Source organism: Vogesella urethralis, assembly GCF_007644045.2.
GTDB lineage: Bacteria > Pseudomonadota > Gammaproteobacteria > Burkholderiales > Chromobacteriaceae > Vogesella > Vogesella urethralis.
This window is the reverse complement of record NZ_VMDW02000071.1, coordinates 1-23,578: the sequence shown is the minus strand read 5'-3', so window position 1 is coordinate 23,578 and position 23,578 is coordinate 1. Positions and strand designations below refer to the sequence as shown.

General features: G+C 63.4%; 20 protein-coding genes and 3 tRNA genes. 14 read left to right on the top strand and 9 right to left on the bottom strand.

Annotated elements, in window-relative coordinates:
• Positions 1–21: 21 nt before the first annotated feature.
• Positions 22–588: a hypothetical protein gene (locus tag FLQ03_RS06830; RefSeq protein WP_144373207.1), complete on the bottom strand. Its 567-nt coding sequence runs from the start codon at positions 586–588 to the stop codon at positions 22–24.
• Between the two features lie 75 nt (positions 589–663).
• Between FLQ03_RS06830 and FLQ03_RS06825 the strand changes: the two genes are divergently transcribed.
• Positions 664–1,650: a serine/threonine protein kinase gene (locus FLQ03_RS06825; protein WP_144373206.1), complete on the top strand. Its 987-nt coding sequence runs from the start codon at positions 664–666 to the stop codon at positions 1,648–1,650.
• A 60-nt stretch (positions 1,651–1,710) separates the two neighbouring features.
• Here FLQ03_RS06825 and FLQ03_RS06820 read toward each other — a convergent pair whose 3' ends face one another.
• The gene (locus FLQ03_RS06820) at positions 1,711–2,079 is read right to left on the bottom strand and encodes a response regulator (RefSeq protein ID WP_144373205.1); all 369 of its coding nucleotides are present in this window, start codon (positions 2,077–2,079) and stop codon (positions 1,711–1,713) included.
• A 258-nt stretch (positions 2,080–2,337) separates the two neighbouring features.
• Here FLQ03_RS06820 and FLQ03_RS06815 point away from each other — a divergent pair, with 258 nt between their 5' ends.
• From FLQ03_RS06815 to FLQ03_RS06800, 4 genes are all read left to right on the top strand, one after another.
• Positions 2,338–3,564, top strand: coding sequence for an aspartate kinase (locus FLQ03_RS06815; RefSeq protein WP_144373204.1), 1,227 nt, complete (start codon positions 2,338–2,340; stop codon positions 3,562–3,564).
• A gap of 65 nt (positions 3,565–3,629) precedes the next feature.
• Positions 3,630–3,723: transfer RNA gene (locus FLQ03_RS06810), tRNA-Ser, on the top strand.
• Positions 3,724–3,730: 7 nt separating this feature from the next.
• Positions 3,731–3,807: transfer RNA gene (locus tag FLQ03_RS06805), tRNA-Arg, on the top strand.
• Between the two features lie 3 nt (positions 3,808–3,810).
• Positions 3,811–3,886 (top strand) — tRNA-Glu (locus FLQ03_RS06800).
• 149 nt (positions 3,887–4,035) lie between these two features.
• On the opposite strand, the gene FLQ03_RS06795 is transcribed toward FLQ03_RS06800, so the two are convergent.
• The 3 genes from FLQ03_RS06795 to FLQ03_RS06785 form a co-directional block, all read right to left on the bottom strand.
• Entirely contained in the window at positions 4,036–5,286 is a 1,251-nt protein-coding gene (locus FLQ03_RS06795; RefSeq protein ID WP_144373203.1) for a DUF1615 domain-containing protein, read from the bottom strand.
• Positions 5,287–5,357: 71 nt separating this feature from the next.
• Positions 5,358–6,098 carry a substrate-binding periplasmic protein gene (locus tag FLQ03_RS06790; RefSeq protein WP_170252330.1) on the bottom strand — a complete coding sequence of 247 codons (741 nt, stop codon included), beginning with the start codon at positions 6,096–6,098 and terminating at the stop codon, positions 5,358–5,360.
• Positions 6,099–6,111: 13 nt separating this feature from the next.
• Positions 6,112–7,752, bottom strand: a complete 1,641-nt coding sequence (locus FLQ03_RS06785) for a methyl-accepting chemotaxis protein (protein WP_170252329.1) — start codon at positions 7,750–7,752, stop codon at positions 6,112–6,114.
• Positions 7,753–7,969: 217 nt separating this feature from the next.
• Between FLQ03_RS06785 and FLQ03_RS06780 the strand changes: the two genes are divergently transcribed.
• Together FLQ03_RS06780 and FLQ03_RS06775 are read left to right on the top strand one after the other, a co-directional pair.
• Positions 7,970–10,282 carry a YgiQ family radical SAM protein gene (locus FLQ03_RS06780; RefSeq protein ID WP_420855651.1) on the top strand — a complete coding sequence of 771 codons (2,313 nt, stop codon included), beginning with the start codon at positions 7,970–7,972 and terminating at the stop codon, positions 10,280–10,282.
• A gap of 110 nt (positions 10,283–10,392) precedes the next feature.
• Positions 10,393–11,868, top strand: coding sequence for a protein adenylyltransferase SelO (locus FLQ03_RS06775; RefSeq protein ID WP_144373200.1), 1,476 nt, complete (start codon positions 10,393–10,395; stop codon positions 11,866–11,868).
• Positions 11,869–11,967: 99 nt separating this feature from the next.
• On the opposite strand, the gene FLQ03_RS06770 is transcribed toward FLQ03_RS06775, so the two are convergent.
• Complete coding sequence (locus FLQ03_RS06770) at positions 11,968–13,146, bottom strand: GGDEF domain-containing protein (RefSeq protein ID WP_170252328.1); 1,179 nt, start codon at positions 13,144–13,146, stop codon at positions 11,968–11,970.
• Positions 13,147–13,328: 182 nt separating this feature from the next.
• Here FLQ03_RS06770 and FLQ03_RS06765 point away from each other — a divergent pair, with 182 nt between their 5' ends.
• Positions 13,329–14,258, top strand: coding sequence for a 2-hydroxyacid dehydrogenase (locus FLQ03_RS06765; RefSeq protein WP_144373198.1), 930 nt, complete (start codon positions 13,329–13,331; stop codon positions 14,256–14,258).
• On the opposite strand, the gene FLQ03_RS06760 is transcribed toward FLQ03_RS06765, so the two are convergent.
• Positions 14,255–15,481, bottom strand: coding sequence for a GGDEF domain-containing protein (locus tag FLQ03_RS06760; protein ID WP_144373197.1), 1,227 nt, complete (start codon positions 15,479–15,481; stop codon positions 14,255–14,257). The two genes, FLQ03_RS06765 and FLQ03_RS06760, sit on opposite strands and share 4 nt — an antisense overlap.
• 70 nt (positions 15,482–15,551) lie before the next feature.
• Positions 15,552–15,986, bottom strand: a complete 435-nt coding sequence (locus tag FLQ03_RS06755; protein ID WP_144373196.1) for a multidrug/biocide efflux PACE transporter — start codon at positions 15,984–15,986, stop codon at positions 15,552–15,554.
• A gap of 86 nt (positions 15,987–16,072) precedes the next feature.
• Here FLQ03_RS06755 and FLQ03_RS06750 point away from each other — a divergent pair, with 86 nt between their 5' ends.
• From FLQ03_RS06750 to arsB, 6 genes are all read left to right on the top strand, one after another.
• A complete protein-coding gene (locus FLQ03_RS06750) occupies positions 16,073–16,939 on the top strand; it encodes a LysR family transcriptional regulator (RefSeq protein ID WP_144373195.1) in 867 nt (288 codons plus the stop codon).
• Between the two features lie 124 nt (positions 16,940–17,063).
• Positions 17,064–17,573, top strand: coding sequence for a phosphatase domain-containing putative toxin (locus FLQ03_RS06745; RefSeq protein WP_144373194.1), 510 nt, complete (start codon positions 17,064–17,066; stop codon positions 17,571–17,573).
• A gap of 21 nt (positions 17,574–17,594) precedes the next feature.
• A complete protein-coding gene (locus FLQ03_RS06740; RefSeq protein ID WP_144373193.1) occupies positions 17,595–18,605 on the top strand; it encodes an ArsJ-associated glyceraldehyde-3-phosphate dehydrogenase in 1,011 nt (336 codons plus the stop codon).
• Positions 18,606–18,608: 3 nt separating this feature from the next.
• Positions 18,609–19,844 (top strand): organoarsenical effux MFS transporter ArsJ, encoded by a 1,236-nt coding sequence (gene arsJ, locus FLQ03_RS06735; protein WP_144373192.1) that lies wholly within the window; start codon positions 18,609–18,611, stop codon positions 19,842–19,844.
• Positions 19,841–20,737, top strand: coding sequence for an arsenate reductase/protein-tyrosine-phosphatase family protein (locus FLQ03_RS19730; RefSeq protein WP_144373191.1), 897 nt, complete (start codon positions 19,841–19,843; stop codon positions 20,735–20,737). Before arsJ ends, FLQ03_RS19730 begins: the two co-directional genes overlap by 4 nt.
• Positions 20,734–21,798, top strand: coding sequence for an ACR3 family arsenite efflux transporter (gene arsB, locus FLQ03_RS06725; protein ID WP_144373190.1), 1,065 nt, complete (start codon positions 20,734–20,736; stop codon positions 21,796–21,798). Before FLQ03_RS19730 ends, arsB begins: the two co-directional genes overlap by 4 nt.
• A 77-nt stretch (positions 21,799–21,875) precedes the next feature.
• On the opposite strand, the gene FLQ03_RS06720 is transcribed toward arsB, so the two are convergent.
• Complete coding sequence (locus tag FLQ03_RS06720; protein ID WP_144373189.1) at positions 21,876–22,943, bottom strand: PLP-dependent cysteine synthase family protein; 1,068 nt, start codon at positions 22,941–22,943, stop codon at positions 21,876–21,878.
• Between the last annotated feature and the right edge of the window lie 635 nt (positions 22,944–23,578).

Below are 23,578 nucleotides of genomic sequence, written 5' to 3'. Positions count from 1 at the left end.
CACGGCTGGCTGAAACGGGGCTTAAGCGTCGGGCGCTTGCTCGTCCTGCGGTGTGTCGTCCAGCGGCGGCAGCTTGCCCAGCAGGTCTTGTACCAGGCTTTGCGTTAGCCACGGCGGTACGTCCTGGATCTGCCAGCCGGCTTTGTCGGCGCACAGCGCCAGCGTACGCAGGAAGCGGTGAAAGCCGGGCCGGCTCTGGCGCACATTGACCTGGTTGTTGCCGACGGTAAAGCTGATGCTGGCGTAATCCACGCCGGCTTTGGCATCCAGGCCGGTACACACCAACACGCTGCCTGCCGCCGGCAGGGCGGGGGACTGCTGGCTGAAGCCCATCCGGCCGATGCTGCTGCTATCGCGGTCGGCCAGGTCTTCCTCGTTCATCGCCATGCGGTGCTCCAGCGCAATGCGCTGTTCCGGCGTGCCGGCGCCCGGTACGCCTTCGCCCGGCACCATGCGGGCAAACAGCGCAGCGATATCGCGCAGGATGGACTGGGTGAGGTAGCGCGTCAGCCACAGCTGGTGGTTGCCGGGCTGAATCACCACCAGCAGGCGGTCTTCGGCTTCGAAGTAGGTAAACGATAGGCTCATGCCACGATGGTAAGCCCTGCACGCAGCCACTGCAAAGGTTGGCCGCCGCCGGCGCACGGCGCGCATAATGGCGGCATGGATACCTTACACCCCTATACCGCGCTGACGCCGGACCTGCTGCTGGACGCGGTGGAAAGCACCGGCCTGCGTTGCGACGGCCGCGTGCTGGCGCTGAACAGCTACGAAAACCGTGTCTATCAGGTGGGCATCGAAGACGATACCCCGCTGGTGGCCAAGTTCTACCGCCCGGGCCGCTGGCAGGATGCGCAGATTCTGGAAGAACACGCCTTTGCCGCCGAGCTGGCTGCCGCCGAGATTCCGGTGGTGGCGCCGCTGGCTTTCGACGGGCAGACGCTGCTGCAGTGGCAGGGCTTTCGCTTTGCGCTGTTCCCGCGCCGCGGCGGCCGCGCACCGGAGCTGGAAGACGAAGACACGCTGCAATGGCTGGGCCGCTTTCTGGGGCGCATCCATCTGGTAGGCCGCAGCCGGCCGTTCAGCAGCCGCCCGCGGCTGGACGTGGCCAGTTTTGGCCACCAGGCGCTGGCCGGCATCGAGGCCGGCGGCCATTTGCCCGCGCAGCTGGCCGCGGATTACTTGCGGGTAGCGCGTGAACTGCTGACGGCGGTAGAGGCAGCGTTTGCGGCGGTGCCCGATGCGGACTGGCTACGTTGCCACGGCGACTGCCACGCCGGCAACGTGATGTGGACGCCGGACGGCCCGCATTTTGTCGATCTGGACGACAGCCGCATGGCGCCGGCGGTGCAGGATATCTGGATGCTGCTTAGCGGCGAGCGCGAACAGCAGTCGTCGCAATTGGCCGCCATCCTGGCCGGCTATGAAGAGTTCTGCGATTTTGACTACCGCGAACTGCGGCTGGTGGAAGCGCTGCGCAGCCTACGCCTGCTGCATTACACCGCGTGGCTGTCGGCGCGCTGGGCCGACCCGGCGTTTCCGGCGGCGTTTCCCTGGTTCGGTAGCGACAACTACTGGCACGAGCGCCGCGGCGAGCTGGAGCAGCAACTGCAGGCCATGCAGCTGCCGCCACTGTGGGCGATGCCCTGACCACTGCACCGGCCCAGCCCTCACCCGCACACGGTTGGGGGCTTGTTACTGTTGGGCTGTTTATTGCTCCAGCAGGGTGCGGATGGCTTTCAGCAGCAGCGGCGGCTGCAGCGGCTTGGTCAGCCAGGCGGTGGCGCCGGCATCGCGGCCGGCCTGTTTCAGCGCGTCGCTAAGCTCGGTAGTGACCATGATCACCGGCAGCTGTTTAAGGGCAGGGCGCTGGCGTAGCGTGCGGATGAATTCCAGGCCATTCATCACCGGCATGTTGAGGTCGCTGACGATCAGTGCCGGGGTAATGAAATCCAGTTGCTGCAGGCCTTCCTGGCCGTTGGCCGCCTGTACTACCTTATAGCCGGCTTCGGTCAGTGCCTCGCTGGAAATCTGACGCAGCAAAGCGGAGTCATCGACGATCAGGATGATCTTTTTCATGGTGTGTCCTGTCTGCCGGCGTGGGCACCGGCTGCCGCAGTGTCTACCTTCATGCTAGTTGGCCGCATCGGGCTGTCAAATGATGCATACAGTTGGCGTGGTTTTTCAATGGGATTTTGTATCCATTGAACAGACTGCTGCTGCTTGCTGCCTTACCGCAAAAAAGGCGGCGAAATGCGGCGCAAGTGCCTTGCCAGCAGGGCCCTTATCGGGACAGAATCATTGTCCGACATCCCAACCCTATTCAAGAAAACAAACATGGCACTTATCGTACAAAAGTACGGCGGTACCTCGATGGGCTCCCCGGAGCGCATCAAGAACGTGGCCCGCCGTGTCGCCAAATGGAAAGCCCAGGGACATGACGTGGTGGTTGTGGTTTCGGCCATGAGTGGTGAAACCAACCGCCTGATCGCGCTGGCCAAGGAAATCCAGGATTACCCGGACCCGCGCGAACTGGACGTGATCATGTCCACCGGCGAACAGGTCACCATCGGCCTGCTGGCCATGGCCCTGAACGAAATCGGCGTACCGGCCAAGAGCTACTGCGGCTGGCAAGTACGTGTGACCACCGATAGCGCCCATACCAAAGCCCGTATCCAGTCCATCGACGACGCCGCCATGCGTGCCGACCTTAGCGCCGGCCGTGTGGTGGTAGTAGCCGGTTTCCAGGGCCTGGACGAAGACGGCAACATCACCACGCTGGGTCGTGGCGGCTCCGATACCTCGGCCGTGGCCATGGCTGCCGCGCTGAACGCCGACGAATGCCAGATCTACACCGACGTGGATGGCGTGTACACCACCGACCCGCGCGTGGTGCCGGAAGCCCGCCGCCTGAAGACCATCACCTTCGAGGAGATGATCGAGATGGCCAGCCTGGGTTCCAAAGTGCTGCAGATCCGTTCGGTAGAGTTTGCCGGCAAATACAAGGTACGCCTGCGCGTGCTCTCCAGTTTCGAAGACGAGGGCGAAGGCACACTGATTACGTTTGAGGAAGATGAAAACATGGAAAAGGCCGTAGTGGCAGGTATCGCGTTTGACCGTAACGAAGCACGCATCAACGTGAAAGGCGTACCGGACAAGCCGGGCATCGCTTACCAGATCCTGGGCCCGATCGCCGACGCCAACATCGAAGTGGACATGATCATCCAGAATGTTGGCGAGAACGGTACTACCGACTTCTCCTTCACCGTGCCGCGTGGCGAATACCAGCAGGCGCTGTCCATCCTGCGTGACGTGCAGACCCACATCGGTGCCGGCAAGATCGACTCCGACGACAAGGTTGCCAAGGTGTCCATCGTCGGCGTGGGCATGCGCTCGCACTGCGGCGTGGCTTCCACCATGTTCCGTACCCTGGCGGAAGAGGGCATCAATATCCAGATGATCTCCACCTCCGAAATCAAGGTGTCGGTACTGATCGACGAGAAGTACCTGGAGCTGGCCGTACGCGTGCTGCACAAGGTGTTTGGCCTGGATCAGCCGGCCTAAGCAAAATTATTGCAAGTAGTGCTTGACAGGGGGCGTCGTGTTAATTAATATGGCGTTCTCTTGACGGAGAAATGGCCGAGAGGTCGAAGGCACTTCCCTGCTAAGGAAGCATACGGGCTTAAACCTGTATCGAGGGTTCGAATCCCTCTTTCTCCGCCAAAACCGCGCACCCGTAGCTCAGTTGGATAGAGTATTTGGCTACGAACCAAAGGGTCGGGCGTTCGAATCGCTCCGGGTGCGCCACCTGTCCCCATCGTCTAGAGGCCTAGGACACCGCCCTTTCACGGCGATAACCGGGGTTCGAATCCCCGTGGGGACGCCAGGATTCGACAAAAAAGCCACCGCAAGGTGGCTTTTTTGTTTTCTACGCCCATTCAACTGTGTGCGGCCAACCTTGGCCTGCACGGCAACAAAGACGGCAACAAAAAAGCCCTTCCGTTTGTGGAAGGGCTTTTTGCTGTTCGCTACCGCTTAACGTCGCGCCAGGCAGCGCTGGTAGCGGCCATCGACACGGTCGGCAAACCAGGCCGTGGTGAGCTTGCGGGTGATCTTGGGGCTTTGCAGGCGGATTTCCGGCATGATCTCGCGCGCCACCTTGCGGCCCTGGCTTTGGTCGGCCAGTTGCATTACGCGGCCATACAGCGCGGTCTGGGTGAAGCCGGCGCTCTTTTCCTGCTTCAGGTCGCGCAGCATGTCGGCCTCGCTCAAGCCCAGACGGCCGCGCAGCTTGGCCAGCGCCAGCTGGGTGCTGCTGCTGTCGCTGCCGGGCTGGCCGTTCTTGTAGCGTAACAAGTCGCCGTCCAGCGCCAGCTTGTTGCCGCTCAGCTTGGCTACCGCTTGCTGGAAAGCGGCATTGCGGCTGGCGTAGCGGCCGGCGTTGAAGTCGGCAAAACGGTAGCGCATCTCGCTATACGGAGCCGGGTATTGCAGCAGGATGGCGCTGCCAAAGTAGACGCCACCACGGCGGCTGAATACTTCATCGCGGATGCTGCCGTTGCGCGCGTACGGATAAGGCCAGGCTTTGACGTGGGCCTCGGCAAACTCCACGCTGACCTGCATCGGCCCGCCAGTGCGGATCGGGTTTTTCATGCCCATTGGCAGACCCAGCTTTTGCCCTTCGGCCGACATGTCCTCGAACAGGTCGTTCATTTCTTTCTCGGTGCGCAGATTGTCGATGCGCTCCTTGTAGCTCTGGCCGTTCGGCGACTTTTTCAGCAAAGCGGTTTTCACTACCGGTAGCGGCACGTAGTAGTTGCCGGCCTTGTCGCCAATTTTTTCCCATACGATCCTGGACAAGCCGGGTACCACCGGGTCGGCCTGGAAGGTGGATTCCTGCTCGATGACGGCGATGACGGCGCAGTAGTTTTCGGCGCTGTGCGGAATCTGCAAGGCGCTGAACGCCGATACCAGGTCGTCGCGCCAGCCCTGGCGCGGCTTTACGTAATCGGGCAGCAGCTTGTCCACCAGTGCCTTGGGGTTGGCTGCCACCGGTTTGGGCGGTACGACAGGTGGCACCACCACAACCGGCGGTGTCACCACCGGCTGGCTGCTGGCCGGAGGCTGCGGCAGCGGCTGGCTGGCTGCCGGCGGCAACGGGGCGGCGGGCTGGTTTTGCTGCAGGATGGGGGTCGGTACCGGCTGGCTGGCCAGCGGGCCCGGCGTGGTGGCAGCACAGGCGCTGAGCAGGGCGCAGCTGCCTAGCAAGGTGAGGGTATTCTTCATGGTTGGTCGCGCAGGAAACGATGCGGCATTCTAGCCCAGCTGTGCCGGGCCGCCATCAGCAACGTGCGGGCCTAGCTGTAGCGCTTGAGAATGCGCTGGTAGTCGCCGTTCTGCTGGATCTGCTTCAGCCCCTGGTTGAAGGCGTCGCGCAGCGCCGGTTGGCGGAACAGTACCCGGTAGGGCAGCTTGATGAAAATGTCGTGGTAGGTCACCGGCAGCGCTTGCTCGTTGAAGTCGGCCTGCATCCGCTTGTTCATGTAGTTGAAGATGCGGTAGTCGGCCACCACCACGTCGACACTGCCGCGGTACAGCAGCCGGTTCTGGTCGATCTGGTTGCCGGTTTCGTGGTAGTCGGGGTGGCGGGCGGTTAGCGCAGCAAACTCGCTACCCAGGTACTGGCCAGCCAGCGGAAACGCCGACACGCTGTGGTTGGCCAGGTCGGCAATCTTGTTGATCTCCAGCCGGCGCTGGCTCAGCGTGATGGCCTTGTCTTCGTAGCTGATGTAAACGTCCGAATAGGCCCCCTTGGCGCCCGATTCCGGCACGATGGTGGCTACCGCATCGATACGGCGGTCGGCCAACGCCTGTGGTAGCCGCTTTTGCGACAGGAACACCGGCTGCATTTCGTAGCGTTGTGCCTTCAGGGCGGCGCGGATGATGTCCAGCTCGATGCCGGCTTCCAGCTGCGGAATCACGTACGGCTCCAGTGATTCGCCAAATGCCACCACCACACTGCGCCCGGGCGGGCTGGCCAAGGCCAGGCCGGACAGTAACAGCAGGGTGAGGGCGGGGAACAATCGTGGTACCGGCATGGTATGTCCTGGTTTAAAGGGTGAAGCGGCGGCTGGCATGTTCCAGCTTTTGCGTGGTGTCGTCGGCGGCGCGGATCAGGCGGTACAGCCGGCTGACCGACTCTTGCTGGTTGTGCGTATCCTGCAGCACCTGGCTCAGCTCGTGTTGAACCTGCTGCCGCGTTTGCTGGCTGGCCTGGATCTGGTCGACCACATGCTGCAAGGCCTGGCCCAGTGCGGTAATGCTGTGCTGCAGCGCGCTGAGGCTGTCACCGGCGTGTTGCACCTTGCCCAAGCCTTCTTCCGACTGTGCCAGGCCCTGGCGGATACTGTTGGCCGCTTCGCTGGTGGAACGCTGCACCGTGCCCAGGATGTCGCTGATGCTGGTGGTGGATTGTGAGGTGCGCTCTGCCAGTTTGCGCACTTCGTCGGCAACCACGGCAAAGCCGCGGCCGCTTTCGCCGGCGCGGGCGGCTTCGATGGCCGCGTTCAGCGCCAGCAGATTGGTCTGTTCGGCAATTTCCTGGATGGTGTTGGCCACGCCGCCGATCTGGCCGGCCTTGCGGGTGAGTTCGTCCAGCAGCTGCGTGGTTTCGCGCACGGTCTCCACTACCTGGGCCAGCATCTCGCGGCTTTGTTGCAGGTCTTGTGCGCTATTGCGGGCGGAGTCGATGGCGGCCACCGAGGTGGCGGCCGAGCTTTCGCTGTCTTGCGACAGGCGCGCCAGCGCGTCGGTCAGTGTCTGCACCTGTTGGCCCATCTGCGCGATGTTGTCCAGCTGGTTGCTGGCCAGTTGCTGTACCTGGCCGGCTTCGCTGAGGATGTCGCGCTCGTGGTGCTGCAACTCGCCGGCGGCTTGCTGCATTTGCAGGATCAGTTCGCGCAGCTGCTGGCGCATGCTCTCGGTGCTGTGCCCTAATTGCCCCAGCTCGTTACTGCCTTGTGGCGGCAGGGTGGTATCCAGCCGGCCGCTGGCCAGGCTGCCCAGCGCCTGGCGCAGCGTGTTGACGGTGCGTTGCTGCTGACGGCTGACCAGGTTCACCAGCAGCACGGCCAAGATCAGCACCACCGCCAGCGTGGCGGCCATCACCAGACGGCCCTTGCGGACCAACTGTTCGGCGTGGACTTCCTCAGTGGCTAGCAGTTCGTTTTCCAGCTTCACCAGTTTGTCGATTTCGTAGCGGTGCTGTTGGTAGGCGTTGGCCAGTTGGGTCAGCACGCTGCGGGTGTCTTGTTCGGCCAGCTTTTGGGGGAAGTACTGTTCTTTTGCCAGTTTGAAGAAATCGCGGGCACTCTGTTCGGATTTTTCCAGCAGCAGCTGCCTGCTCTTGTCGTCCAGCGGCGCGCTTTGCCAGTAGCTGCCGCGGTCATTGAACTCTTTTTCCAGCGTTTGTACCCGCTCCTGGTAGGTTTTGACGGCAGTCAGGCTCTGGCTGTGCTCGGACTGCAATACCACCAGGTAGGCTTCGATGATGTAGCGCGGCGGCGGCAGGATGTCGGCGATCAGGTCCTTGCTCTGCACGATGCGGTTGTAGGCATGGCCTTTGACGCGCAACTCCTCCAGCTGCAGCCAGGACATGGTACCCATCACCAGCAAGCCGGCACCCACGATGGAAAGTACCACCAGAAACTGGGCCCGTATCGTCAGTCGTGCTAGCCAGGACGGTGATTGCATGACAATGTTCTCCATTGGGTACTGTGTTTATTATCAAATACCAAAGAATAAGGTGCAAATTACTGACAGATAATTTGATGATATGGCGCAAGTACCTGGAAAATCCAGCCTTGCGGCAGGGTTATTCTGCGTCTATGTCGATGAAAAAAAAGCCTTTTTTCAGGTGAAAGCCTGTGCGCTTTCTGGCACAATGCGCGGTCTTCGAGAATAGACCTGCATGACAATGACGCTTCCTGCCGCACCCCAAGCCATCAACAGCTACCGCAAGTACTGGGCCCAGCGCTTTGGTACCGCCCCCTTCCTGCCCATGAGCCGCGCCGAAATGGACGAGCTGGGCTGGGATAGCTGCGACATCATCATCGTGTCCGGCGACTGCTATATCGACCACCCCAGCTTCGGCATGGCGCTGGTTGGCCGCTTGCTGGAGGCGCAGGGGTTCCGCGTGGGCATCATTGCGCAGCCGGACTGGAACAGCGCCGACGCCTTCCGCGCGCTGGGCAAGCCCAACCTGTTCTTCGGCGTGACCGCCGGCAACATGGACTCGATGATCAACCGCTACACCGCCGACCGTAAACCGCGCTCCGACGACGCCTACACCCCGCACGCCGAGCCGAACAAGCGCCCGGACCGTGCCGTTACCGTGTACGCGCAGCGCTGCCGCGAAGCCTTCCCCGGCGTAGGCGTGATGATCGGCTCCATCGAAGCCTCGCTGCGCCGCATCGCCCATTACGACTACTGGAGCGACAAGGTACGCCAGTCGGTACTGGTGACGTCCAAGGCAGACATCCTGCTGTACGGCAACGCCGAGCGTGCGCTGGTGGAGATTGCCCACCGTGCCGCCCGTGGCGAGAAGCTGTCCGAGATGCGCGACATCCGCGGTACCGCCTTCATGGTGCCGCACGGCTGGAAGCCGGACGACGAGTGGCAGGAGATGGACTCCAGCGTGGTGGACACCCCCGGCAAGGTGGACGTGATCCTGAACCCGTACCAGGAGATTCCGGAGCAGGCTGCCGAGGCCACTGCGGCCAACGACCCGGCCAAGCCGCAGGTGATCCGCATCGAGTCGCGGGAAGAGCGCCTGGCCAAGCGCCGCGCCGAACGCGCCAAGACCGTGCTGCGCATTCCGTCTTACGAGGCGGTGGCGCACGACCCGGTACTGTACGCCCATGCCAGCCGCACGCTGCACCTGGAATCCAACCCCGGTAATGCTCGTGCACTGGTACAGCTGCACGGTACGCGCGACGTATGGCTGAACGCGCCGCCGATTCCGCTGAGCACCGAAGAAATGGACTTCGTGTTCGGGCTGCCCTACGCCCGCAACCCGCACCCCAGCTACGGCGATGCCCACATCCCGGCCTGGGAGATGATCAAGTACTCGGTGAACATCATGCGCGGCTGTTTTGGTGGCTGTACCTTCTGTTCGATTACCGAGCACGAAGGCCGCATCATCCAGAGCCGTTCGGAAGAGTCCATCCTCAAGGAAATCGAGGAAATCCGCGACAAGACGCCGGGCTTCACCGGTCATATTTCCGACCTGGGCGGCCCCACCGCCAATATGTACCGGCTGTCCTGTAAAGATCCTGCCATCGAGCGTTCCTGTCGCAAGCTGTCCTGTGTGTACCCGGACATCTGCGAAAACCTCAATACCGACCACAGCCACCTGATCCAGCTGTACCGCAAGGCGCGCGCGCTGCCGGGCGTGAAGAAGATCAACATCCAGTCCGGCCTGCGGTACGACCTGGCGGTGAAATCGCCGGAGTACATCAAGGAGCTGGTACAGCACCACGTGGGCGGCTACCTGAAGATTGCGCCTGAACACACCGAAGACGGCCCGCTGTCCAAGATGATGAAGCCGGGCATGGGCGCCTACGACAAGTTCAAGGAGCTGTTCGAGCGCTTCAGCCGCCAGGCCGGCAAGGAGCAGTACCTGATTCCGTACTTCATCGCCGCCCACCCCGGCACCAGCGACGAAGACATGGTCAACCTGGCGCTGTGGCTGAAGAAGAACAACTTCCGTCTCGACCAGGTGCAAACCTTCACCCCGACGCCGATGGCGCTGGCCACCACCATGTGGCACACCCGCCGCAACCCGCTTAAGCGCCTGTCGCGCAGCTCGGAAAAGGTGGACGTGGTGCGCGACGGCTATCGCCGCAAGCTGCATAAAGCGCTGCTGCGCTACCACCACGCGGATAACTGGCAGATCATCCACGACGCGCTGGTCGACATGGGCCGCACCGACCTGATCGGCCACGCCAAGCACTGCCTGATTCCACCGACGCCGCCGGGCGACAAGGCCGCCGCCGCACGCCACCGCTTTGCCGGCCAGAGCCTGGCCGCCCGCGCCAAGGCGCAGCAGGGCCAGCCGCGCAACTACGGCGGCCAACCCGGCAAGGGCAAGCCGGCCACCGCCAAGGCCCACGCCGGCAAGCCCGCCAGCGCCAAGCCGGCAGGCAAACCGTCCGCCCCGCGTGCGGCTGCCACCGGCAAGCCACAGGCCAAGCCGGGCGGCAAGGTTGGCCGCAGCCGCTAAGCCCGCTGCCTGGCCCGTCCACAAAGCCGCCGCCAGGCGGCTTTGTGCTGTCTGGCCGCACTTTTTATCGATAATGTCGTCCAAACCGCACCCACCTGCAGGAGCCCGCCATGATCCGCCTCCCGTTTGAACACAGCTACGCCGAGGCCTTGCCGCAAGCCGGCAGCCACGTCAGCCCGGCCAGCGCCAGCGCGCCGCAACTGCACTACTGGAACACCCGCCTGGCCAGCGAGCTGGGCCTGGCGCCGGGGCTGGATGAGGCCGCGCTGGCCGCCTGTTTTTCCGGTGCCGCCGTGCCGGAAGGCGCGCAGCCGTTTGCCCAGGTCTATGCCGGCCACCAGTTTGGCGGCTATTCGCCGCAGCTGGGCGACGGCCGTGCGCTGTTGCTGGGCGAGGTGATCGACGTACAGGGCCAGCGCCGCGATATCGCGCTGAAAGGCAGCGGCCGCACGCCGTACTCGCGCCGCGGCGATGGCAAGGCGGCGCTGGAGCCGATGCTGCGCGAAGTGATCATCGGTGAGGCGATGCACGCGCTGGGCATCCCCACCACCCGCGCGCTGGCAGTAGTGGCCACCGGTGATACCGTTTACCGCGACCGCCCGTTGCCGGGGGCGGTGCTGACACGGGTGGCGGCCAGCCATATCCGTGTCGGCACTTTCGAGTACTTTGCCAACCGTGGCGATCGCGACACCTTGGCCCGGTTGGCGCAGTACACGCTGCAGCGGCATTACCCGCAGCTGCAGGATGCGGCCAACCCTTACCTGGCCATGCTGGAGGCGGTGTGCCAGCGTCAGGCCAGGCTGCTGGCGCAGTGGCTGCACGCCGGCTTCATCCACGGGGTGATGAATACCGACAACATGACGCTGTCGGGCGAAACCATCGACTACGGCCCGTGTGCCTTCATGGACGCGTACGACCCGGCCACGGTGTTCAGCTCCATCGACGAACGCGGCCGCTACGCCTACGGCAACCAGCCGGCCATCGCGCAGTGGAACCTGGCGCGGCTGGCGGAAACGCTGCTGCCGCTGCTGGATGCCGCCGATACGGATGCCGCCGTGGCGCAGGCGACCGAGGTCATCCACCGCTTCCAGGACCACTACCAGCAAGCCTGGCTGACCCAGGCGCGGCGCAAGCTGGGGCTGGCCAGCGAGCAGGCTGGCGACCAGGCGCTGGCCGACGACTGGCTGACCTTGCTGCAACAGCAGCAGGCCGATTTCACGCTGGCGTGGCGCTACCTGGCCGACGTGCTGGACGGCGATGGCGGCGTGCGGCTGGCGGCGCTGTGCACTGATGGCGCGGCACTGCAACCGTGGTTGGCGCGCTGGCAGCACCGGTTGGCCGCAGACGGTATCGACGCGCAGAGCGTTGCCCGCCACCTGCGTGCGGCCAACCCCTTGTACATTCCGCGTAACCATCTGGTGGAAGAGGCGTTGGCGGCAGCCAGCGAGTACGGCGATACCACCCTGTTGCAGCGCTTGCTGACGGTGCTGGCGGACCCGTATACCGAATGGCCGGAGCTGGCGCGCTATGCGCAGCCGGCAAGTGCCGAGCTAGCGCGTGGCTATCGCACGTTCTGCGGTACCTGAGCCTGCGCCTGGGCTGACAGGCCCGGCTGCTATGCCGGTTTTTTGTCGTAGGGTTACCGCCAGGTAAGCGTTGCCTGGCGCCCTGTGCGCCAGCCAGCGCTAGACCAGGCTGACGGCCAGTACGGCGGCTTCTACCCGGTTGCGACCGTTGTGTTTGGCCTTGTACAGCGCTTCGTCGGCCGCACCCATCAGCGCATCGATGTCCATGTGGTCCAGGCTGGCACAGGCCACGCCGAAGCTGGCGGTCAGCCGCAATGGCTTGTTGTCGAACGCCAGTTGCTGGCGCTCCAGGCTCTGGCGCAAGTCTTCCGCCATGGCCAGCCCCTCGGGCAAGGAGCTATCGCGCAGCACCATGCAAAACTCTTCCCCACCCAAGCGGTAGGCGCGGAAACGGTCGGTGGTATGCGTCATCATCTCGCGGCCAACCAGCTGCAGTACTTCGTCGCCAATGTGGTGGCCGAAGGTGTCGTTGATCGCCTTGAAGTGGTCGATATCGACAAAAATTACACATAGTCGTTGGCGGTAAGCTTTGGGGTTGTTGCCATAGCTGTTGTTAAGCGAACGACGATTGTGCAGGCCGGTGAGCGGGTCGCGGTGCGACATGGTGTGCAGTTGGCGAGTGACACGTGTACCCAGCCTGACGATGGACATCATGTTGAAGAATGCGGCCATCACCATGTACAACACGGTTTGCTGGATATTCAGGTCGCTGGCGACGGTGACTTCCGGCAAACCGTCATCCCCGATGATCAAGCGGGCCACGCTGCTACTTAGCAGATAGCCGGCAAAGGCCAGTAAGGGAAGATGCAATATCCAGGTGGACCAGCCGGGAAACTCGCGGATCGCCAGACCGTGCATTTGCCACAGGCCGACCAGCGTCACCGTGGCCAGTGTGCTGTTGAGTACGCTGATGCGGTAAGGCGCAGCGCCAGGAATCAGCCCCATCAGGAAAATGATCCAGCCTGCCGAGAAAGTAAGTAGCCAGACGTGTGCGTGGCTCATCGGGATCAGGCCAAAGAACACGCGGTTGGCATTGCTGCCGTACAGAAACCCGGCTACCAGCAGGCCGGACATGGTCGCGTAAGGCAGCGCCTCCAATACCTGTTGGCCCGGCAGGATGGCAGGAAGCAGCAAGCCGGAAGCCATGCAGAATGCAGCCAGTGTGTTTTGCCGCAGCAAAGGGCCGTGCCCTTTGAACTGGGTTTGCGACAGTAGCCAGGCGAGGGCGTACAGATACAGCTGAGTGACCAATAGCAGCCAGTGCGCATGGTATTGCATAAACATCCTTGGTAGATGGCTTATCTGTATCTATGGTTTTACTAGGGTTATCCTGCTTTTTCAACTGTATGACCATACAGCTATCATAATTATTGAAAGATGATGGTCTGACGGCTGACTACCGCTTGGCCTATGACGCGGTATTGTTTATAAGGATGTGTCTCCTTTTTGCCCGCGCCACCATGATCCTGCTGCACACACCCAACCCCAAAGAAGTGGGCGCCTATCTGCCCCTGTTCCGCGACGCCTTGCCGGCGTTCGACTTCACCACGCTGGACGCCCTGGCTGAACCCGAGCAGGTGCGCTACGTCATTACCTGGGGGCCGCCCCCTGGCTTGTTTGCCGCCTTGCCTGCGTTGGAGGGCGTGTTTGCGCTGGGTGCCGGCGTAGACAAGCTGCTAGGCCGTGAAGACCTGTCGCCCAACGTACCGATTTACCGCTTGCTGGACGGCGGCATGGCCGCGCAGATGCTGGAGTACGTGCGTTACGGGGTGTTGTCCTACCAGCGCCATATGGACGTGTACCGGCGCCAGCAGGCTGCCGGAGTGTGGAAGATGCTGCCACCACGACAGCCGCAGGATGTACGGGTAGGGGTGCTGGGCCTGGGCGAGATCGGGCTGGCGGTGGCGCGCGGCCTGCAGGCGGATGGCTACCGGGTGCAGGGCTGGAGCCGCAGCCCACGCCAGCTGGCGGACCTGCCCAGCTACCATGGTCGTGAAGGTCTGCTGTCGCTGCTGGCCGGTAGCGATGTGCTGGCTTGCGTGCTGCCTTCCACGCCGGAAACCATCGGTCTGCTGGATGAGGCGCTTCTGGCGAGGCTGCCGGCCGGTGCCATGCTGATCAATGCCGGCCGCGGCGATCTGTTGGACGAGCAGGCCTTGCTGGCGGTGCTCGATAGCGGGCAGTTGCGCTGTGCCCAGCTGGATGTGTTTGCCAGCGAACCGCTAGCGGCGGATAGCCGCCTGTGGCACCACCCCGCGGTGACCGTCACGCCGCACATCGCAGCCATTACCTTGCGACAGCAAGCCGTGGCGCAGATTGCGGCCAACCTGAACCGGTTGCAGCAAGGCTTGCCGGCGCTCGGGGTAGTGCAACGCCAGCGCGGTTATTAGCGTGGCGTGATGTCGGCCAGTGGCGGCGCCGCGCTGACGCAGTTACGGCCCTGCTGTTTGGCCGTATACATCGCCATGTCTGCCGCATCCAGCACTTGCTCCAGCCGTTGCTGGTTGGCCTGGCCTTCGGCCACGCCCAGGCTGGCGGTGAGCGCAATGTGACAATTGCCCCGGGTGAGCGGGTAGCTGGCAATATGGCGGCGCAGCGTGTCCGCCAGCGCCAGTGCCCGTGACTGGGTTTCACCTGGCAGGATCAGGGCAAACTCCTCGCCGCCCAGGCGGAACGCCTGACAATAGTCATGGCTGTATTGCTTGAGGATATGGCCGACACGCGCCAGTACTGCATCGCCGATACTGTGGCCATGACGGTCGTTGATGCGCTTGAAGTGATCGATGTCGATCACGATGACGCTATAGCAGCGAAACTGCTGCAGGTAGGGTTCGGTGAGCTGGGTGTGCAGTGCGCGCCGGTTCTGCAGGCCGGTCAGCGGGTCATGCAGTGACAACTGGTGTAGCTGTTTGGCCATGCGTGCGGCAATGCGCACGGTGGCAGTGAGGTTGAAGATGGCCGACATCACCATGAAGGCCACCGCCTGCAGCAGGTTGCTGTCATTGGTCTGGTACAGCTCGGGTACCACGGTTTCGCCCAGTAGCAGGTGCAGCACGGCGCGCATCAGGAAAAACAAGCCGAACAGGCTGGCCGCCAGATGCAGCAGCCAGGTACCCAGGCCGGGGAATTCGCGCATCGATGCCGGATGGCTGTGCCAGGTTGCCCACAAAACCAGCAGGCCGGATTGGGCAGACAGCACCACCAGCCGCCAGTCATGCCATTGCAGCCAGCCAAGCAACAAGATGGGCACGCTGGCGGCGGTACAGCCCAGCAGTAGGCGGGTATGCGACAGCACCGGTAGCCGCATGAACATCAGGCTGCTGTTGGCCCCATAGGCCAGGCCTAGCAGCAGTACCAGCGACACACCGGCATACGGCAGCGGCTGCGCCAGCTGCGCCGGTGACAGCAGCATGCACAGTAGCATGCCGCTGGCCAGGCACAGTGAAGACAGGCTGTATTGCCACAGCAGATGGCGCATGTTGCGGATCAGCAAGATAGCCAGCAGCCAGCCGACGCCGTAAAGATAAAACTGCACCACGAGCAGTAGCCACTGAGTAGGACGCATCGCCATCCATTCGTTGCGGTGGGCAGCCCGGCTGCCCTGATGCGACATTCTTGACCCGTGCCGGAGTGGCGACAACCTATCTATAAGACCCTATTGTCAGTGTTGTTGCGTGTATTCTTCACTTGCTGGCCAGGGGCGCGCGCCGCAGCCGCAGATGGTCGTAAATCCAGTTGAAAACGTAGGTATAAGGCAGGAAAAACAACAGGATGCCGATATCCAGCAGTAGCGCCTCCCAGTAGCTCACCTGCATCCACCACGCCACTACCGGTACACAAATGAACACCAGGCCGCCTTCAAACAGGATGGCGTGCAGGGTGCGTACCGCGGGGGTACGCTGCCAGCCATAGTGACGCTCCAGGCGCTCGAACATGGCGCCAAACAGCATGTTCCAGCTCATCGCCAGCGTGCTGAGCATGATGGCCAGCACGCCCATCTGTGCCGGGCTGTGCCCCAGCAGCCAGCTGCCCAGCGGCACCAGCAGCGCCATGGCGCACACTTCGTACAGCACGGCGTGCACGATGCGCTCCAGCGGGGTTTTGGTGTGAGTCTGCATGATGAAGCACCTGTATCGACGGCAATGGCAGCAGTGTGATAGGTTTTCCCGCTATCTGAAAGCTAACTACCATCGGAGAAGCCGATATGTCATTTAGCCAGGATGCGCTGATGGCGTTTGTCGCGGCAGTAGACCACGGTTCGATCTCGGCAGGTGCCAGGCAACTGGGCAAACGTCAGTCCACGCTGAGCGAAAGCCTGGCCAACCTTGAAATCGACCTCGGCCTCACGCTGTTCCAGCGTGGCAGCCGCCAATTGACCCTGACTGCCGAAGGCCAGCGCCTGTTGCCGCTGGCGCGCCAGGCGCTGGCCGCGCACGACAGTCTGCAACTGGAAGCCGCCGCCTTGCAAAGCGGCGTCGAGCCACGGCTGACGCTGGTGTTGTCCGATACCTTTCACACCGGCAGCCTGGAAGCGGCCTTGCAAGCGTTTGCCAACCAGTACCCGCATACCGAGCTGGAGTGCCTGGTGGGCGAGCAGGACGACGTGCTGGCGCTGGTACGCAGCGGCCGTGCCCAGCTGGGCCTGCTGCCCGGCATGGTTCGTGTCGGCAGCGAGTTTGCCACCCAGGTGCTGGCACAGCAGGCCAGCACCTCGCTCTACGTGGCACCAAACCACCCGCTGGCACAGGCCAGCCCGCTGGAGGCGACCGCGCTGCAAGCGCACCGTCGGCTGCAACTGCAAACCTTTAGCGCCCGCAGCGCACCGGACAGCAGTGCGGGGCGCTGCTGGTTTGCCCCCAGTTACCTGCTGCTGCTGGAAATGACGCAGCTGGGCTTTGGCTGGGCCGAGCTGCCGGACTGGCTGGTGGCGCGTTACGCACCCGAGCTCCACCCGCTGCCGCTGCCGGGTTGGCCGCAACGGCAGCCACTGTATGCGGTATGGCTGCGCCAGCAGCCCCCCGGCCCGGCGGCAGCGTGGATGCTGCGCTGTTTTGGCCAGCCTGCGGCCTGATCTCACGGACGTGTCATCTATTTGTCACCTGGCAGGGATAGACTACATTTCAACAGTTCTTGTAATATTGATTTTACTGCTGCCAGCGTGCTGCTGGCCGTAGCTACCAGACCGGAGCCTGACCATGCCGCATCCCTTTGACCTGCTTCCCCTGCCCAGCCAGCAAGGCGGGCTATTGCTTACCCCGTGCCCCGGCTTGCGTGACAGCAGCGTCAGCCAGGCCTTGGCCACCCTGCAGCTGGCGGGTGCCAGCGGCGTGATCAGCCTGATGCCGATGAGCGAACTGCAACACAACGCTGCCGACAGTATCGGTACCACTTGCGGCCAACTTGGCCTGGCTTGGTATCACCTGCCGGTGGCGGACGAAAGCGCACCCTTGGCCGATTTTGATAGCGCCTGGCAGGCTGCCGCGCCAGATCTGCTGGCCCGCTTGCGTGCTGGCGAGTACCTCGCCATCCACTGCAAGGGCGGCTCGGGTCGTACCGGTCTGATCGCCGCCCGCATCCTGATCGCCTTCGGCGTACCGCATGACGAGGCGGTAGCCCAGGTGCAGGCGCTGCGGCCCAATGCCATCCAGCACCCGGTACACCGCGCCTGGCTGGCGCAATTCAACCCGGCTGCCCCCCATTCCTGAATCTGTTTGCGAGACATCACCATGACCATCAAGATCGGTATCAACGGTTTCGGCCGCATCGGCCGCCTGGCACTGCGTGCCGCCTGGGCCTGGCCCGAGTTTGAATTCGTGCACATCAACGACCCGGCCGGTGACGCGGAAACCCACGCCCATCTGCTGAATTTTGATTCGGTGCACGGCCGCTGGGGCCACGAGGCCAGCGCGGTAGACGGCGCCATCTTCATTGACGGCAAGCGCATCAGCGTCAGCCATAACAAGGCCATTGCCGATACCGACTGGCGCGGCTGCGATGTGGTGATCGAAGCCAGCGGCAAGATGAAAACCGTGGCCGTGCTGCAGGCGTACCTGGAACAGGGGGTGAAGCGCGTGGTGGTCAGCGCGCCGGTGAAAGAGGCGGGCGCGCTGAACGTGGTGATGGGCGTCAACCAGCAGCTGTTCGACCCGGCAGTGCACCGCATCGTTACCGCCGCCTCGTGCACCACCAACTGTCTGGCGCCGGTGGTGAAGGTAATTCACGAAACCTTCGGCATCCGCCACGGCAGCATCACCACCATTCACGACCTGACCAACACGCAGAGCATTCTGGACCAGCCGCATAAAGACCTGCGCCGCGCCCGCGCCAGCGGCATGAGCCTGATCCCCACCACCACCGGTTCGGCCACCGCCATTGCCGAGATCTTCCCCGAGCTGCGCGGCCGCCTGAACGGCCACGCCGTGCGCGTGCCGCTGGCCAACGCCTCGCTCACCGACTGCGTGTTTGAAGTAGAACGCGCCACCACGGCCGAGGAGGTCAACGCCGCGCTGCAGCACGCGGCCAACCATACGCTGCAAGGCATTCTGGGCTATGAATCGCGCCCGCTGGTGTCCATCGACTACCGTACCGACCCGCGCTCTTCGATTATCGATGCGCCGTCCACCATGGTGGTGAACGGCACCCAGGTGAAGCTGTACGCCTGGTACGACAACGAATGGGGCTACGCCAACCGCACCGTGGAGCTGGCGCGGCTGGTGGGCCTGGCCGACCAGGGCTAAGCGATGCAGGCGCTTTCCACGCTATCGCCGGCCATCCGCCAGTACCTGCTGGTAACGGCCAACTACTGGGCATTCACCCTCACCGACGGCGCGCTGCGCATGCTGGTGGTGCTGCACTTTCACCAGTTGGGCTACGCCCCGTTGCAGATTGCCGCGCTGTTCTTGTTCTACGAGGTGTTCGGCGTGGTCACCAACCTGGTGGGCGGCTATCTGGGCGCACGGCTGGGGCTGAACCGCACCATGAACCTGGGCCTGGCGCTGCAGGTGCTGGCACTGCTGATGTTGGCCGCACCGGCCGCCATGCTGACCGTGCCGTACGTGATGGCCAGCCAGGCGCTGTCCGGCATTGCCAAAGACCTGAACAAGATGTCGGCCAAAAGCAGCATCAAGCTGCTGGTACCGGACGGCGAGCAGGGCACGTTGTACCGCTGGGTGGCGCTGCTGACCGGTTCCAAGAACGCGCTGAAAGGCGTGGGCTTCTTTCTGGGTGGTGCCTTGCTGGCCACGCTGGGCTTTGGCGGCGCGGTGCTGGGCATGGCCGCGGTATTAGCGGCGATCTGGCTGTTCAGCCTGTGGCAGCTGCGGCAAGACCTGGGCAAGGCCAAAGCCAAGCCGAAGTTTCGCGAGCTGCTGTCGAAAAGCCCGGCCATCAACGGGCTGTCGGCGGCGCGGCTGTTCCTGTTTGGCGCCCGCGACGTGTGGTTTGTGGTGGCGCTGCCGGTATACCTCAGCACCGTGTTTGGCTGGGATTTCTGGCAGGTAGGCGGCTTTCTGGCGGCGTGGGTCATCGGCTACGGCGTGGTGCAGACGCTGGCGCCAGCCATTACCGGCAAAAAGCAGGGCAGGGTGCCGGATGGCCGTAGCGCTTTTGCATGGGCCGCCCTGCTGGCCGGCCTGCCCGCTGCCATGGCCTTAGGGTTGGCCGCAGGCTGGCCCGCTGGCTGGGTGGTACTGGGCGGGCTGGCGCTGTTTGGCGTGCTGTTTGCGGTGAACTCGTCGCTGCATAGCTACCTCATCGTGAGCTACGCCAAGGCCGACGGTGTGTCGCTGGACGTGGGTTTTTACTATATGTCCAACGCCATGGGCCGCCTGGTCGGCACCGTGCTGTCCGGCTGGGTGTACCAGCAGTACGGTCTGGCCGCTTGCCTGTGGATTTCCACCGTATTTATTACCGTGGCCGCGCTGGTGTCGCTGGCCCTGCCGCAGCATGCGGCCAACCCTGCCCGAGAAAACGCATGAGCCTGCCCAAAGAAAGCGCCGTCAAACTGTTCGAAGCGCTGGCCTCCGGTGTGCGGCTGGATATCTACCGCCTGCTGGTACGCCAGGGCCACGAAGGCATGGTGGCCGGCCAGATTGCGGCCAACCTCGACCTGCCGGCCAATAATGTGTCGTTCCACCTGAAAGGCATGAGCCACGCCGGGCTGGTGACGGTGGCGCAGGAAGGCCGTTTTCAGCGCTACCGCGCCAACCTCGCGCTGATGCAGCAACTGCTGGCCTACCTCACCGACGAATGCTGCGCCGGCCAGCCGCAGCAGTGCCCGGAGCTGGCATTGCCGTGCTGCCCGCCGCCGGTTGCCCCGATTCCGATGCCTATCATGGAGCCTGACATCATGTCCGACCGTGTCTACAACGTGCTGTTCATCTGCAGTGGCAACAGTGCCCGCAGCATCATGGCCGAAGCCATCCTCAACCAGCTGGGCGAAGGCCGCTTCCGTGCCTTTAGCGCGGGCAGCCACCCGCGCGGCTTTGTGCACCCGCAAACGCTGGCCACGCTGCAACAGCACCAGCACGACCCGGCCAGCGCGCGCTGCAAAAGCTGGGACGAGTTTGCCGGCCCCGATGCGCCGGCAATGGATTTTGTGTTTACCGTGTGCGACGCCGCCGCCGGAGAGGTCTGCCCGGCGTGGCCCGGCCAGCCGATGACCGCGCACTGGGGCTTTGCCGACCCGGCAGCGGTAACGGGCGACGAGGCCGCGCAGCACAAAGCCTTTGTGCGCACCTACCGCGACATCACCACCCGCCTGCGCCTGTTCCTCAGCCTGCCCCTGCACAAGCTGGACCGCCTGGCGCTGCAGCATGCGGTGCACGACATTGGCCGGCCAGACACGCTGAGCAGCGAGGCACGGGCATGAGCAGCACTTGCGACACCCGGTCGCCGTCTGCGGCCAACGGCATGAGCCTGTTCGAGCGCTACCTCAGCGCCTGGGTGGCCGCCTGTATCGTGGTGGGCATCGGCCTGGGCCAGCTGTGGCCGCAGGGCTTTGCCGCGTTGGCCGCCATGGAAATCGCCCGCGTCAACCTGCCGGTGGGCGTGCTGGTGTGGGTGATGATCATCCCCATGTTGCTGAAGATCGACTTTGGCGCGCTGCACCAGGTGCGCCAGCACGTACGCGGCATCGGCGTCACCCTGTTTGTGAACTGGCTGGTCAAGCCGTTTTCCATGGCCCTGCTGGGCTGGCTGTTCGTGCGCCAGCTGTTTGCGCCGTGGCTGCCGGCCGACCAACTGGACAGCTACGTGGCCGGGCTGATCCTGCTGGCGGCCGCACCATGCACCGCCATGGTGTTTGTGTGGAGCCGGCTTACCGGGGGCGACCCGTACTTTACGCTGTCGCAAGTGGCGCTAAACGACCTGATCATGGTGTTTGCCTTTGCCCCGTTGGTTGCGCTGCTGCTGGGCGTGTCCAGCATCGCCGTGCCGTGGGCTACGCTACTGACCTCGGTGCTGTTGTACATCGTGCTGCCGGTGCTGCTGGCACAGGCGCTGCGCAAGTGGCTGCTGGCACGCGGCCCGGCTGCGTTCGAGCGGGCCATGGCCGCCATCCAGCCGTGGTCGATGGCGGCGCTGCTGCTGACGTTGGTGCTGTTGTTTGCCTTTCAGGGCCAGGCCATCCTGGCGCAGCCGCTGGTGATCGTGCTGCTGGCAGTGCCCATCCTGATCCAGGTACTGTTCAACGCTGGCCTGGCCTACTGGCTGAACCGGCGTCTGGGCGAGCAGCACAGCGTGGCCTGCCCGTCGGCACTGATTGGCGCGTCCAACTTTTTCGAGCTGGCGGTGGCCGCCGCCATCAGCCTGTTCGGCCTGCACTCCGGCGCCGCGCTGGCAACGGTAGTGGGGGTGCTGATCGAGGTGCCGGTGATGTTGCTGGTGGTACGCGTCGTCAACGCCAGCCGTGGCTGGTACCAGCAAGCTTAAGGTTGGCCGCACGGCGTCTGGGGTAGCAAAAAGCCGATGGCGAGTGCCATCGGCATTTTTGTCGGCAGCGCAGGTGTTTACTGCGGCGGCTGCCACACACCGTCGTGGAAGAAGCGGCGGTAGCTGTGCAGCCACGGCTGAATGTCGTGGCCGCCGGCGGCCAACCAGTCCGGGTTGTAGTAGCTGTTCAGGTAGCGGCTGCCGTCGTCGCAGATCATGGTGACGATGCTGCCCCGTTCGCCACGCTGCAGCATGTCGGCCATCAGCAGGCACACGCCGTAGAAGTTGGTGCCGGTGGAGCCGCCGCACTTGCGGCCCAGCACTTCTTCCAGAAAGTGGATGGCGGCGTAGCTGGCCACGTTGGGCACGCGGATCATGTGGTCGATCACAGTGGGGATGAACGACGGCTCCACCCGCGGGCGGCCAATGCCTTCCACACCGGAGCCCCCTTCGCAGCTACAGTGCGCGTCGCCGCTGACGTAGCTGGCGTAAAAGGCCGAGTTTTCCGGGTCCACCACGCATACCTGGGTCTGTTTTTGCTGGTAGCGCACGTAGCGGCCAAAGGTGGCGCTGGTGCCGCCGGTGCCGGCGCCGCACACAATCCAGCGCGGCTCCGGCTGTGGTTCCAGCGCCATCTGGCGGAAGATGGTGTCGGCAATATTGTTGTTGCCGCGCCAGTCGGTGGCGCGCTCGGCATAGGTGAACTGGTCCATGTAGTGGCCGTTCAGCTCGCGCGCCAGGCGCTGCGATTCGTCGTAGATGGTGGCCGGGTCGTCCACCAGGTGGCAGCGGCCGCCGTAGAACTCGATGGCGCGAATCTTCTCGCACGAGGTGCTGGCCGGCATCACCGCAATAAAGGGCAAGCCCAGCAGGCGGGCAAAGTAAGCCTCCGACACCGCCGTGCTGCCGCTGGACGCCTCGATCACCGGCGTGCCTTCCTTGATCCAGCCATTGCTCAGCGCATACAGAAACAGCGAGCGCGCCAGCCGGTGCTTCAGGCTGCCGGTAGGGTGGGTGGACTCGTCCTTGAAATACAGCTGGATGCCGGGTGCCGCCGGTAGCACCAGCGGAATCAGGTGGGTGTCGCTGCTACGGTTGAAATCGGCCTCGATCTTGCGAATGGCCTGCATCAGCCAGCTTGTCATGGTGTCTCCTCGCCGGCCAGGTTGGCCGCAAACGTCTTATTGGATACAAACCATTTTAGCGGGCCAAAACTGTGGCCATCAGTGGCAGCAGTGGCACAAAACGGGGATACAGTTGGGGGCTGGGCTGGGCTGGGCTGGGCTGGCCTGGGCTTGGCTTGGGTAGCGGTATGGTGGGTAAAGCGCAGCGTGCCCACCAAGTCTTTATGTGGGTAAGTAGTGGGCACAGGGTGTGGGTGTGATGGCGTAGCTTGGCTTGAGCGCAGCGAAGTTCAACGTTTACCGGGTAGCTGGCTACCCGCTTCAAAAACGCGGTAAACGTTGGGCTTCATTTCATGAAGCCCAAGCTCCCTTCTACACCAATTCCCAAATGCCACTGGGTGAATGGTCCGCGTCGCGCATGATCTGCTTACGGCGGAGCTGATTGGCGGCCCATCGCATATCGTATTGCCATGTAAAGAACAGATCACCTGACGAATGTAGTTCCATTTCGTGCTTTAGCCAGATTTGCTTCGCCACATCGACTAGGCGTGCACTACCACCAAGGTCGTGAAGTGCCTCTACTGAATCGCCCTCACTTTCCTAGATACCTCGTGAGCCTCACACTAGGCCCTACAAGGAGGTGTCATGAGCAAGCC